This window comes from Streptomyces sp. NPDC058985, assembly GCF_042740985.1.
In the GTDB taxonomy this organism is placed as follows: domain Bacteria; phylum Actinomycetota; class Actinomycetes; order Streptomycetales; family Streptomycetaceae; genus Streptomyces.
The window spans coordinates 70,094-82,819 of the sequence record NZ_JBHYJX010000002.1 but is presented as its reverse complement, the minus strand read 5'-3'; the positions used below and the strand labels follow the sequence as shown (position 1 = coordinate 82,819).

The window sequence follows — 12,726 nt, the reverse complement described above, 5'->3', positions numbered from 1 at the left end:
GACAACGGACGCCGGCCGCCAGTGCCAGGGCCGGTGCCGGGGCCGGGTCCGGTGCGGGACTACGGCTCCTCGCGCCAGCCCTCCCACTCCCCCGCGAACTCGTCCAGCTCTCCGGGGTCCAGCAGTTCCCGCTCGTCGCACAGGAGGACGAGCCACTGGGCGTCCTCGGCGTCGTCCTCGCCGGCCAGGGCGTCCCTCAGGAGCCGGGGTTCCTCGTCGAGCCCGAACCGCTCCCCGAGTGCCTGGGCCGCCTCCTCCGCCGCGTCGCGGTCGGGCAGCACCAGTACGTGTCTCACATCGCTCACGGGTGCCATTGTCGGACACCGCGCGGCGGGCGGAGCGCGGGGGCGGACTCCGAGCGGCTTCCGGGCCGCGGTCAGCCCTTGGGCACCGTCTGCACGTCGAGGTCGATGCGGATGCTGGGCCCGACCACGGCGATGCCGCGGGCCAGCATCGTCTGCCAGCTCACCGTGAAGTCGTCGCGGTGCAGTTCGGTGGTGGCGCGGCAGGCCGCCCGCGTCTCGCCCTCCATGCCGTTGCCGAGGCCGAGGTACTCGGTGTCCAGCGTGACCGTGCGCGTCACACCGTGCAGGGTCAGCGCTCCCGTGACGGCCCACCGGTTGCCGCCGCGGTGCGTGAACCGGTCGCTGTAGAACTCCAGTGTCGGAAACCGCTGCACGTCGAGGAAGTCGGCCGAACGCAGGTGGTCGTCGCGCATCGTCACGTTGGTGTCGATGGAGGCCGCGTCGATGACCACGTGCATCGCCGACCGCTCCATCTCGTCCGCGATCCGCACCGCGCCCGCGAAGGAGTTGAACCGGCCGTGGATCCGGGCCAGCCCGATGTGCCGCGCGGTGAACGCGATCGAGGAGTGCGCGGGTTCGATCTCCCAGTCACCCGGCGTGGGCAGCTCCGGCGGCTGGGCCACCTGGAGGGTCACGTCGCCGAGCGAGGCCAGCGCGTCCTCGGCGACCGTCACGGATGCCCGGTACGGCGCGTAGCCCTCGGCGGAGACGGCGAGCCGGTACTCCCCGGCGGGCACCGCCGCCAGGAACGACCCGAAGGGATCCGTGCCGCCGCCGACCACCTTGCGTCCCATGCCGTCGCTGACCACGAACTCCGCGTTCGGCACCGGCTCGTGGACCGGGTCGAGGACCCGGCAGCTGAGCACCCCGGCGTCCGGCGGGGTGCGCACGGCGGCCAGGGGACCCGTCCGGTGCATCCGCTTCGTACGGCTTCCCAGCAAGCGGCCGATCATCTGCGACACCCTCTGCCCCACATCAGAATTGGTTGACGAAGCAACATTCGATCACCGATGGGGCTTTCGAGGCAACACGGGACCACTCACCCGGTATCGGCACACCTCCGTACCGGGACCCGGTCGAGCCGGATGCCGAAGTGCTCGCGGTACGCGGTGAGCACCTCCTCGTCCGTGCCCAACTCGCGCTCCTCCCGGTCGCCGCCGGGAGCCGTCGCCGTGAGCCGGCGTCCGCTGAGCGTGATCCGTCCCCCGTCCTCGGTGATCCGGGAGCAGACCGTCGACTGGAGGAAGTGCGACCGGGGAGAGGTGCTGTGCCACCACGCGCCGGTCACGAAGTCGTCCAGCACCCTCGGGCGGACGTCCACCCGGTACACCGGCCGCCCCTCGCGCAGCACGTCCAGGTCGGCCGCCCGCGCCGTGGCCTCCGCCCCGCGCACCCCGGCCGCGTCCGGCCCCGCCTCCACGACCCGGAACGTCCCCCCGGGGTCCTCCTGCTCCGCCCGCTCCGCGAACGCCAGCGGACCGTGACTGTGCGCCCCGAACCCGACGTCCGCCAGCCAGTCGCCCCCGTCCACCGTCCGCACCAGCAGCACCATGTGGTCGTACGGGATCCCGAGCCGCCCCCCGTCCCCGTACACCCGCGCGGCGAGCATCGTGACCTCGTATCCGAGCGCCGCGAGCAACGCGCCGAACAGACCGTTGAGTTCGTAGCAGAAGCCGCCCCTGCGCCCGCCCACCACCTTGTCCAGCAGCCGCCCCTCCTCCAGGACGATCTCCTCGCCCAGGTGGACGGAGAGGTTCTCGAACGGCACCGCCCGAAGATGAAGCAGGTGCAGTGCGCGCAGCGCGTCGAGGGTGGGCCGTGCCGGGTACTCGGCCCCCAGCCGGCGGAGATAGGCGTCGACCTGTGCGGAATCCATGCCCTCAGTCTCCCGCCACTGCGCACTCAGTACGATGCACCGGTGGTCAGCCCGTCCAGGCTCGGAGATCCGCGCCGGTTGTTCTTCGTCGCCTGCGCGGTGCTCGCCCTGGGCGCTGTCGCCCTAGCCTGGTATGCGACACGGACCGTACGTCCCGACTGCGTGGTCGGCGTCTCCACCGTCACCGGCCGCGACGGACCCGGCCTGCCCGGCGCGAACGGCCGGATCCGGCCGGACCCGGAGCTGATCGACCGCGCCTACCGACAGGCCATCGCCTCGGGGCACTGCGATCCGCCCGGCGCCCGTTGGAAACGGTGGCTCGACTGACGGCCGGTGGCGCGATGTCTTGTCACGCCTCCCAGTACAGGCCGCGGACCTTCGCGCTCGTGACCGTGATCGGGGCCTGGTCGCCCGAGTCGGGCGGGTAGTGGATGAACTCGAAGCGCAGCCGTTCGTTGGCGCCGATCGAGCCGCTGTTCCCGAAGTCGGGGAAACTGCTGCCGTCGGTGCCCACCCGTTCGACGATCGGACCGGTCCACCGGGTTCCGTCCGGACGCAGGTGGTAGAACCGGCCCTGGAGTGTCGAGCCGGGTGGAACGACCGCCCGGAGGTGGGCCGTGGCCTGGTAGTGGGACGCGCCGGTCAGCAGGTCCACACCGTCCACGGGGAGCGTCGTCCACTGTCGGGGCGTGATCTCCCGGTCGTGGCTGTCGGACCGGCTGATCGCTCGCGGCATGTCTTCCTCCTCGGGATCGCCGGGTGTCCAGCCGGCGGGGTGGGTGAGGCGTTCTTCGACCCGGGCGCGCATCGACGCCATCGTGAACCCGCGCGGGTCGATCTTTCCGGGCTGCCATTCGAGGTGGCCGATCACCGAGCGCTCGTTCCAGCCGTGGTGCCGGCACACGGCCGCGGCCGCGCGTTCGATCGCGTTCAGTTGCGCGGCCGGCCACGGGTCCTTGCCGTCGCCGAGGTTCTCGCACTCGAAGCCGTAGAAGTGCCGGTTGCCGTCGGTGTTGGCCTCGTTGTCGGGGGGCAGGGCCTTCTCCGCGATGACGGCACGCAGGACGTCGTCGTCACCCAGGCCGGCGTGGTTGGCACGGCCGTAACCGACCAGGTGCACGCGTCCGTCCTTGGTGATGACGCCGTGACACAGGGGACCGGGCAGGCCCGCGTAGCCCTTGCGGCAGATCTCCACGGTGGCGGCGCTGCCACGGGTCACGGTGTGATGGAACATCACACCGTTGACGGGCCCCCACGCGCCCACGTGATTGCGGTTGTGGTCCCGCCAGTCGCCGACTTCGACGACGACCAGCCCCTCGTCCCGCAGGGCCTTCAGGAAACTGCCGGCGGTCATGGGCGCGGCCATCACACACACTCCGGCCACGGATGGGTGACCCACCGGTCGTCCGGTCGGGGCGCTTGGGGAGGTTGGGGCGGTTGGGGCATAGGGTCCTCCTTCTGCCGGGGGCGGGCATCCCGTTGACGAACCGCATCGCTGTCAGGTCGCGACGACCGGCACGTCCTGCGCGTCAAGGGTGTGGTGGACGCCGCCCGCGGCCGCGCGTGTCCGCTGCACGGCACCGCCGGCGTCTTCCGCGCTGGAATCAAAATTCCCGGCGATCGCCAGGCCTACGCCTTCTACGGCACGGCGGCGACCGGAGCGACTCACGATCCGGCCAGTCCCGGACCGCCCGCGCCCTCGCCGCTACAGGGCGCATGCCTGCTGACGAGCAGAGCGAGGTCGCCCCCACGCAGACTGAGGGCGCGACCTGCGAGAGGGCCGCCGCAGGCGACAGCCGCCTGCCAAAGGCGCGATGACGGCGCGCAGGACAGGGGGGCGGCCGGGCAGAACCAGGCGAGCGGTCCGGAACGGCGAACGCGGCCGCAGCGGGCGATGCGTCTTCCCTCGTCATTCTTCCGCCACCCGCAACTCCCTGCCGGTACCCGCGACCGCCAGTGCGCCGTCCCGGTCGGTGCGCAGCACGGTCGCTCCCTGGGCGCGCAGTGCCGCGACCGTGGCGGGTGCGGGGTGGCCGTAGGTGTTGTCCTCGCCGCAGCTGATGAGCGCCAGGCGCGGGGCCACGTTCCGTAGGAGGCCGAAGTGCTGGTGCGCGGAGCCGTGATGGGCCACCTTCAGCACATCGACGTCCGCCAGCTCCGCTGCGGCCGGAGAGCGCGCCAGCTCCCGCTGGGCCGGCGGCTCCAGGTCCCCGAGCAGGAGGAGACGCAGGCCCGCCGTCCGCACCAGGAGGGTGACACTGGCGTCGTTGGGTCCCTCGGTGCTCGTGGGTGGCATCGCCCGCGAACCCGTGCCGGACGGCGGCCACACCACCTGCCAGGAGAGCGGGCCGGCCCGTCGCCGCTCCCCGGCGGCCGCGTGCCGCAGGGGGATCCGTCGCGCCGCCGCCTGTCTGCGGACGGCGTCGGCCTGGTCCGCGGGCTCTTCGAGGGCGGTCGTCTCAATGGCCCCCACCGCACGCCCCCGCAACACCCCGGACAGCCCGGCGACGTGGTCGGCGTGGAAGTGGGTCAGCACCACGAGCGGGACGCGGGTGACGCCGAGCGAGCGCAGACAGCGGTCCACCAGCGCCGGATCGGGCCCGGCGTCCACGACCACGCCCGCGCCCTCCCCCGCCGCGAGCACCATGGCGTCGCCCTGTCCCACGTCGCACATCACCATCCGCCAGCCCGGCGGCGGCCAGCCCTTGATCACCCGGGCCAGCGGCGGCGGCTGCACCACCGCGAGCACCAGCAGCAGCGCGCAGACCCCGCACCACCAGGGATGCCGCAGCAGCCGCCGACCGACGAGCAGCCCGCCCGCCGTGACGAGCGCGAGCAGCGCCGCCCCCGCCCAGCTTCCCGGCCAGTCCACTCCCGCGCCGGGCAGCGCGGCCCCGGTGCGGGCGATCCCCGCGATCCACCCGGCCGGCCAGCCCCCGCACCAGGCCAGCGCCTCGGCCACGGGCATCGCCACCGGCGCCGTCGCCAGCGCCGCGAACCCCAGCACCGTGGCCGGGGCCACCGCGAACTCCGCGAGCAGGTTGCACGGCACCCCCACCAGGCTCACCCGCGCCGACAGCACGGCGACGACCGGCGCGCACACGGCCTGCGCGGCCCCCGCGGCGGCCAGCGCCTCCGCCAGCCGCGGCGGCACCCCGCGCCGCCGCAACGCCGCGCTCCACCGAGGCGCGAGCGTGAGCAGCGCCCCGGTGGCCAGCACGGAGAGCAGGAACCCGTAACTCCTGGCCAGCCACGGGTCGTACAGCACGAGCAGCAGTACGGCCGTCGCCAGCGCCGGGAGCAGCGACCTGCGCCGTCCGGTGGCCAGGGCGAGCAGGGCGACGGACCCGCAGGCCGCGGCCCGCAGCACGCTCGGGTCGGGCCGGCACACCACCACGAAGCCGAGTGCGAGCGCCCCGCCGAGCAGCGCCGTCGTCCGCAGGGAGAGCCCGAGACGGGGCGCGACTCCCCGGCGTTCACTGCGCTGAGCCAGCCCGGGCGGGCCGAGCAGCAGGGCGAGCACGATCGTGAAGTTGGCCCCCGAGACGGCCAGCGTGTGCGCCAGGTCCGTCTCCTTGAACGCCTCCTCCAGCTCCGGAGTGACGCGGGACGTGTCCCCCACGACCAGGCCCGGGAGCAGCGCCCGCGCGTCACCCGGCAGACTGTCCGTCGCCTCGCGCAGCCCGGCCCGCAGCCGCCCCGCCAGCCGCTGCGCCGCCGACGGGCCGGCCAGCACCTCGGGCGCGGCCCTGCCACCCCGTACCCGGAGCACGGCGGCGATCCGGTCCCCGCTCGTCCTCGCGGGCGCCGAGCGGGCGGTGACGCGGAGCCGGGTGGTCGGCAGGAGCCCGAGCCAGCGCGAGGCCGCGGGATCGGCACGCGACGGCCGGGCGTCCCCACCCTGGTCCTCCTCCCCCACGTCGACGAGGACGAGCACCGGCGTCCGCGTAGCGACCACCGTGCCGTCCTTCTCCATGACCCGTCGTACGTCGGCCTCGATCAGCACCGTGGGCGGGGCGGCACGGTTGCCCCGGACCCGCGGCGTGGTGAGGCGGGGATCCGCGGTGACCTCCACCTCGGCGGTGACCGTGGCGTACTCCCGGGCCGACCCCGGCACGGGCCCCCGGCGCAGGTCGGCGCCGTGCAGCGCGGCCGAGGCGGCGGACGCCGCGACGCAGAGAAGCAGGGCGGCGACGGCGACCGGGGACCGCCCCAGCCTCACGCGTTGCCTCCGCGACCTCCGGAGCAGCACGCAGCCCAGCACCACGGCACCGGTCACCATGCCCACGGCCCACCCGGCCGGTGCGCCCAGCGTCAACGCCGCCGTCGCCCAGGCCGCGAGCGCGGGCGGCACCAGCCGCAGGTCCGTGGGCCCCTCCTGGCGGGGGTGGGCCGCGCCGAGCCGGTGGCCGGAGGCGGCGTGCACGGCCGCGCGTGGGGGTGCCGTCCGGGTGTGGGACCGCCCGGCAGGGTCCGTCGGCTCACCCGTGGGCAGGTCCGGGGACAGACCCGCAGGCCGGTTCGGGGACAGACCCGTGGACCGATCCGTGCTCATGGCCGTACGAGATCCCGCAGGTCGGCGAAGCGGCGCTCGCCGATGCCGTTGACCTCGCGCAACTCGTCCACCGAACGGAAACCGCCGTGCTGGGCGCGGTAGTCGATGATGTGCTGGGCGAGCACGGGGCCCACGCCGGGCAGGGTGTCCAGCTGGTCCGGGGTCGCGGTGTTGAGGGAGACCGGTGCCGCGGGCGCCGCCGCCCCGCTCCCCGCGGTACCTCCACCGCCTGGGGCGACCCCCGCGACGGGTGCGGGAGCGCCCACGACGACCTGCTCGCCGTCCACCAGGAAACGCGCCTGGTTCAGCCCGTCGGTCTTGGCGCCGTCCCGCACGCCTCCGGCGGCCCGCAGGGCGTCCGCGACCCGTGAACCGGCCGGAAGACGGTGGACACCGGGCTTGCGGACCTTTCCGCCGACGTCCACGACGATCTCGGCACCGGCCGTGGGCGCCGCCCCACCGACCGTCGCACCGACCGCCTTGCCCTCACCCTCACGCGCGCCCTCGTCCCGCGATCCGAACGGCGCCGCCTGCCGCACCACCTCGGGCGCCGCCACGGACTGGGTGCGGCCGGTCCAGAAGTGCTGCACGGCGAAGAGACCCGCGACGACGAGCAGCACCGTGAGCGCGGCCACGCTGCGCCGCTCCAGCCCGCACCGCGCCTGCAGCCACACCGGCATCCGCTCCCGCAGCGCCTGCCCGGCCCGCTCCTTCCAGGTCGCCCGGACGGCACCATCGGCCGCGACGGGAAGCGGCGCGTCTCCGCCTCCGCCGTACACCGGCGGCCCCTTCCCCGACTCCCCGCGCGATCCATCGTGCTCGGCCTGCCCGGCCCGCTCGGCGAACAGCGCCTCCGCCCGCCGGCGCAGTTCCTCCGCGGGTGCGGGCCGGCGTCCGTGCCGGGCGTGGGGGCGGGGCGGGTGGCGCCGACGGAGCCGGCCGTCGGAAGCCGGTGCGCGACCCGGACCGCTGGATCCGGTCGCCGTGCGGGACTGTGAGCGTGATCGAAGTGCCATGCGCCGAGGATCCGACACCTCGCCCCACCCGCGACGATCATGGTCAATTCCCGTGGACTACCCACGGGTTGTGGAAAACTCCGCCCCCCGAACGGGCGACGAGCCACGGCGCGATCGCACCACCGCGCAACGCCCCCTCACCGCGACGAGACGACAACCCCCAGCAACCCGGGCCCCGTATGCGCCCCGATCACCGCCCCCACCTCGCTCACATGCAGGTCGGCCAGCCCGGGCACCCGCTCCCGCAGACGGTCCGCCAGGGCCGACGCCCGGTCCGGGGCGGCGAGATGATGGACGGCGATGTCGACGGGTGCGCCGCCCGCCCGGTCGGCGGCGATCTCCTCCAGCCGGGCGATGGCCTTGGACGCCGTCCGGACCTTCTCCAGGGGCTCGATGCGGCCACCGTCGAGCTGCAGCAGCGGTTTCACGGCGAGCGCGGAGCCGAAGAGCGCCTGGGCCGCCCCGATCCGGCCACCGCGGCGCAGATAGTCGAGGGTGTCGACGTAGAAGTAGGCGGAGGTGCCCGCGGCCCGCTTCTCGGCGGCCGCGACGGCCTCGTCCACCGTGCCGCCCGCCTCCACCGCGTCCGCGGCGGCGAGCGCGCAGAATCCGAGGGCCATCGCGATCATCCCCGTGTCCACGACGCGCACCGGGACCGGCGCCTCACGGGCCGCGACGACGGCCGCGTCGTGCGTGCCGGACAGCTCGGCGGAGAGGTGCAGCGAGACGATGCCGTCGACGCCGGACTCGGCGACCTTCCGGTAGGTCTCCGCGAACAGGGCGGGGCTGGGGCGGGAGGTGGTGACCGGGCGCCGTTTCTGCAGGGCCTGGGCCAGGGAGCGGGTCGAGATCTCGGTGCCCTCCTCCAGCGCCCGGTCGCCCAGGACGACGGTCAGGGGTACCGCGGTGATGCCGTGCCGCTCCATCGTCCGGGCCGGGAGGTAGGCCGTTGAATCGGTGACGATCGCGACATGGCGGGACATGAGCTGGAGGTTACCTGGCGTACTGTCCGTCCGGCAGCCCGGCCCCGGTGACCGGGTGTTCACACGGGAGTCGTCAGGTCGTGCTCTCCGGGCGGGCCTTCTTCTGCCAGGGATACACGGGGTTGGGTCCGGGCGGGTCGAGGGCGGGGCGTGTCGTCTCCTGCGCCGGCTCCTGGACCGGGGGCTCCGGCCAACTCTGCCGGGCGGCGGGGGCGTCGGCGGCCGGGGCCTCGGGCCAGGGCGGCGGCGCGGCGGCGGGCTCCGTCTCCGTCCAGTGCCGCAGGGCACCGGCCTCGACGTCGATCTGCGCGCTCAGCGAGTCGAGGTCGTCGTCCGCGAAGCGGCGGGCCCGGTCACGGGCCGCCCAGCGCAGGGACTCGGCCGACCGCGTGATGCGCTCGGTGCGCTCGCGCAGCGAGGGCAGCAGCTCGGCGAGCGTCACGCGGTCCGGCTCGGCCTCCAGCCGCCGCAGCTCGCCGTCGAGTTCGAAACCGTGGGCGCTGAGCCGCTCGAAGAGGGCCAGCGACTCCTTGAGGGACGCGTCCTCCGCCACGCGCGCGTGCAGCGCGTCCTGCGTGGCCCGCATGGACGTGCGCAGGCTCAGCCGCAGCTGCGCCAGCTCGCCGACGGGGCCGGCCTGCACGAGGGACTTCGCGCGCAGGGTGTGGTCCTCGACCGTGCGCCGGGCCTGGGTGATACCGCGGTCCACGCTGCGCTTGGCCGCGCCGACCGCCTTCACCGTGGCGTAGACGCCCAGCACCACGGCGAGCACGAAGAGCAGGGCGAAGACGGTGATCACTGCTTCCACGAAGCTCCTCCTCCGAGCGTCCGGCCCGCGCGCGCCGGCGTCCGCGGCGCTCTTCGCGCCGCTCTTCCACGGTAAACGCAACGGGCAGGCCCAGGGTTCCGGCGGAACCCCGAACCTGCCCGTACTCGACCCCGGACCTCCCCGTAAGGGACCACCCCGAGACCGGCGAAATCCAGCACCCGGCCCGCCCGAGCGGGCCTCTGAGCCGAAAAGCCTCAGCGCCTCAGGACCTCCGGGCCTCCGCGCCTCCGCACCTCAGGACCTCAGGACCTCACGCGGGAACGATGTTCACCAGCTTCGGCGCCCGCACGATCACCTTCCGGATCCCGGCCCCGCCCAGCGCGGCCACGACCTTCTCGTCGGCCAGCGCCGCCTTCTCCAGGTCGCCCTCGGAGATGGCCGGGTCGACCTCCAGCCGCGCCTTGACCTTGCCCTTGATCTGCACGACGCAGGTCACGGTCTCGTCGACGACGTAGGCCGGGTCGGCCACCGGGAAGTCGTGGTGCACCACGGAGTCCGTGTGCCCCAGCCTGCGCCACAGCTCCTCGGCGACGTGCGGGGCCAGCGGCGCGACCAGCAGCACCAGACGCTCGGCGACCGGGCGCGGGACCGGGCCGCCCACCTTGGTCAGGTGGTTGTTCAGCTCGGTGACCTTGGCGATGGCGGTGTTGAACCGCATCCCCTCCAGGTCCTGCCGCACGCCGTCGATGGCCTTGTGCAGGGCGCGCAGCGTGTCCGTGTCGACGTCGGCCTCCGCGACGTCCGTGACGGTCACCTCGCCGCTGTCCTCGTCGACGACGTTGCGCCACAGCCGCTGCAGCAGCCGGAACTGGCCCACCACCGCGCGCGTGTCCCAGGGCCGGGAGACGTCCAGCGGGCCCATCGCCATCTCGTACAGGCGCAGCGTGTCGGCGCCGTACTCGGCGCAGATCTCGTCGGGGGTGACCGCGTTCTTCAGGGACTTGCCCATCTTGCCCAGCAGCCGGGAGACCTTCTCGCCCTGGTGGTAGTAGGCGCCGTCGCGCTCCTCCACCTCGACGGCCGGCACCGCGATGCCGCGGCTGTCCCGGTAGACGTAGGCCTGGATCATGCCCTGGTTGAACAGCTTGTGGAACGGCTCGGCCGAGGACACGTATCCCAGGTCGAACAGCACCTTGGACCAGAAGCGGGCGTACAGCAGGTGCAGCACGGCGTGCTCGGCGCCGCCGACGTACAGGTCGACGCCGCCGTGCGGCAGGCCCTCGCGGGGGCCCATCCAGTACTGCTCGATCTCCGGGTCGACCAGCCGCTCGCTGTTGTGCGGGTCCAGGTAGCGCAGCTCGTACCAGCAGGAGCCGGCCCAGTTGGGCATGGTGTTGGTCTCGCGGCGGAACCGGCGGGGGCCGCGCCCGTCGCCCAGGTCCAGGGTGACGTTCACCCAGTCCTCGTTGCGCGACAGCGGCGTCTCGGGGCGGGTGTCGGCGTCGTCCGGGTCGAAGGTGCGCGGGGAGTAGTCCTCGACCTCGGGCAGCTCCAGGGGCAGCATCGACTCGGGCAGCGAGTGCGCGATGCCGTCCTCGTCGTAGACGATCGGGAAGGGCTCGCCCCAGTAGCGCTGGCGGCTGAACAGCCAGTCGCGCAGGCGGAAGTTGACGGTGCCCTCGCCGGTGCCGGTGCGCTCCAGCCACTCGGTGATGCGCTCCTTGGCGTCGGCGACGCCCAGGCCGTCCAGGCTGATCTCGCCGTTGGACGAGTTCATGATCTTCGCGTCGTAGGAGCCGAAGGCGTCCTCCCACGTCGCCGGGTCGGTGCCGCGGCCGTCGGTCGGCTCGACCACGCAGCGGATCGGCAGCTCGAAGGCGCGCGCGAACTCGAAGTCACGCTGGTCGCCCGCCGGGACGGCCATGATCGCGCCGGTTCCGTAGCCCATCAGCACGTAGTCGGCGATGAAGACCGGGACCCGCTCGCCGTTGACCGGGTTGGTGGCGTAGGCGCCGATGAAGACGCCGGTCTTGTCCTTGGCCTCGGCCTGCCGCTCGACGTCGGACTTGGAGGCGGCCTGCGCGCGGTACGCGGCCACGGCCTCGGTCGGCGTGGCGTGACCGCCGGTCCACACCTGGTGGGTGCCCTCGGGCCAGGCGGCCGGGGTGAACTTCTCGACCAGGGGGTGCTCGGGCGCCAGCACCATGTAGGTGGCGCCGAACAGGGTGTCCTGGCGGGTGGTGAAGACGGTGATGCGCTCGCCGTCGACGGGGAAGTCGACGCGCGCGCCCTCGGAGCGGCCGATCCAGTTGCGCTGCTGCAGCTTGATGGCCTCGGGCCAGTCCAGCTCGTCCAGGTCGTCCAGCAGCCGGTCCGCGTAGGCGGTGATGCGCATGTTCCACTGGCGCAGCTTCGACTTGAAGACGGGGAAGTTGCCGCGCTCGGAGCGGCCGTCGGCGGTGACCTCCTCGTTGGCCAGCACGGTGCCCAGCCCGGGGCACCAGTTGACGGGCGCGTCGGAGGCGTAGGCCAGGCGGAACTCGCCCAGGACGTCGGCGCGCTCGGCCTCGCTCAGCACGCTCCAGGCGCGTCCGGCGTGCCCCGGGATCTCCCGCTCACCGGAGGCGAACCGGGCGACCAGCTCGTCGATCGGGCGGGCCTTCCTCGCCTCCTCGTCGTACCAGGAGTTGAAGATCCGCAGGAAGATCCACTGGGTCCACTTGTAGTACTCGGGGTCGATCGTGGCGAACGACCGGCGCTTGTCGTGGCCCAGGCCCAGCCGGCGCAGCTGGCTGACCATGTTCTTCATGTTGGCCTCGGTGGACACGCGCGGGTGCGTGCCGGTCTGCACCGCGTACTGCTCGGCGGGCAGTCCGAAGGCGTCGAAGCCCAGGGTGTGCAGGACGTTGTGGCCGGTCATCCGCTGGAAGCGGGCGAAGACGTCGGTGGCGATGTACCCCAGGGGGTGGCCGACGTGCAGGCCCGCGCCCGAGGGGTACGGGAACATGTCCATGATGAACTTCTTGGGCCGGGCGACGACCTCGGGGTCGCCCGCCAGGTCACCCTTGGGGTTCGGCGCCGCGTACGTCTCCTCGGCGTCCCAGAAGTCCTGCCAGCGTGCCTCGATCTCGGCGGCCATGGCGGCCGTGTAGCGGTGCGGCGCGGCGTCCGCCGACACAGGGGCGGTCGCCGCGGGGTTCGTCTCGCTCATGATCCTCAAAG

10 protein-coding genes are annotated in these 12,726 nt (G+C 73.6%); 1 reads left to right on the top strand and 9 read right to left on the bottom strand.

What is annotated here, in order from left to right; genetic code table 11:
• Positions 1-59: 59 nt before the first annotated feature.
• The 3 genes from ACFW01_RS02080 to ACFW01_RS02070 form a co-directional block, all read right to left on the bottom strand.
• Positions 60-305: a hypothetical protein gene (locus ACFW01_RS02080; RefSeq protein ID WP_234954578.1), complete on the bottom strand. Its 246-nt coding sequence runs from the start codon at positions 303-305 to the stop codon at positions 60-62.
• Between the two features lie 71 nt (positions 306-376).
• On the bottom strand, positions 377-1,258 hold the full coding sequence (locus tag ACFW01_RS02075; protein ID WP_234954579.1) for a YceI family protein: 882 nt from the start codon (positions 1,256-1,258) through the stop codon (positions 377-379).
• 86 nt (positions 1,259-1,344) lie between these two features.
• Complete coding sequence (locus tag ACFW01_RS02070; protein WP_234954581.1) at positions 1,345-2,181, bottom strand: arylamine N-acetyltransferase; 837 nt, start codon at positions 2,179-2,181, stop codon at positions 1,345-1,347.
• 42 nt (positions 2,182-2,223) lie between these two features.
• On the opposite strand from ACFW01_RS02070, the gene ACFW01_RS02065 reads away from it, so the two are divergent.
• A complete protein-coding gene (locus tag ACFW01_RS02065; protein ID WP_234954583.1) occupies positions 2,224-2,508 on the top strand; it encodes a hypothetical protein in 285 nt (94 codons plus the stop codon).
• A 22-nt stretch (positions 2,509-2,530) separates the two neighbouring features.
• On the opposite strand, the gene ACFW01_RS02060 is transcribed toward ACFW01_RS02065, so the two are convergent.
• From ACFW01_RS02060 to leuS, 6 genes are all read right to left on the bottom strand, one after another.
• Positions 2,531-3,547, bottom strand: a complete 1,017-nt coding sequence (locus ACFW01_RS02060; RefSeq protein WP_234954585.1) for an N-acetylmuramoyl-L-alanine amidase — start codon at positions 3,545-3,547, stop codon at positions 2,531-2,533.
• Between the two features lie 543 nt (positions 3,548-4,090).
• Positions 4,091-6,736, bottom strand: coding sequence for a ComEC/Rec2 family competence protein (locus ACFW01_RS02055; RefSeq protein WP_384502181.1), 2,646 nt, complete (start codon positions 6,734-6,736; stop codon positions 4,091-4,093).
• On the bottom strand, positions 6,733-7,752 hold the full coding sequence (locus ACFW01_RS02050; RefSeq protein ID WP_234954588.1) for a ComEA family DNA-binding protein: 1,020 nt from the start codon (positions 7,750-7,752) through the stop codon (positions 6,733-6,735). Before ACFW01_RS02050 ends, ACFW01_RS02055 begins: the two co-directional genes overlap by 4 nt.
• A gap of 137 nt (positions 7,753-7,889) precedes the next feature.
• Positions 7,890-8,735, bottom strand: a complete 846-nt coding sequence (locus tag ACFW01_RS02045; protein ID WP_234954590.1) for a DegV family protein — start codon at positions 8,733-8,735, stop codon at positions 7,890-7,892.
• A 73-nt stretch (positions 8,736-8,808) separates the two neighbouring features.
• Positions 8,809-9,543, bottom strand: a complete 735-nt coding sequence (locus ACFW01_RS02040) for a hypothetical protein (RefSeq protein WP_234954591.1) — start codon at positions 9,541-9,543, stop codon at positions 8,809-8,811.
• 271 nt (positions 9,544-9,814) lie between these two features.
• Positions 9,815-12,715 carry a leucine--tRNA ligase gene (gene leuS / locus ACFW01_RS02035; protein ID WP_384502180.1) on the bottom strand — a complete coding sequence of 967 codons (2,901 nt, stop codon included), beginning with the start codon at positions 12,713-12,715 and terminating at the stop codon, positions 9,815-9,817.
• Positions 12,716-12,726: the final 11 nt, after the last annotated feature.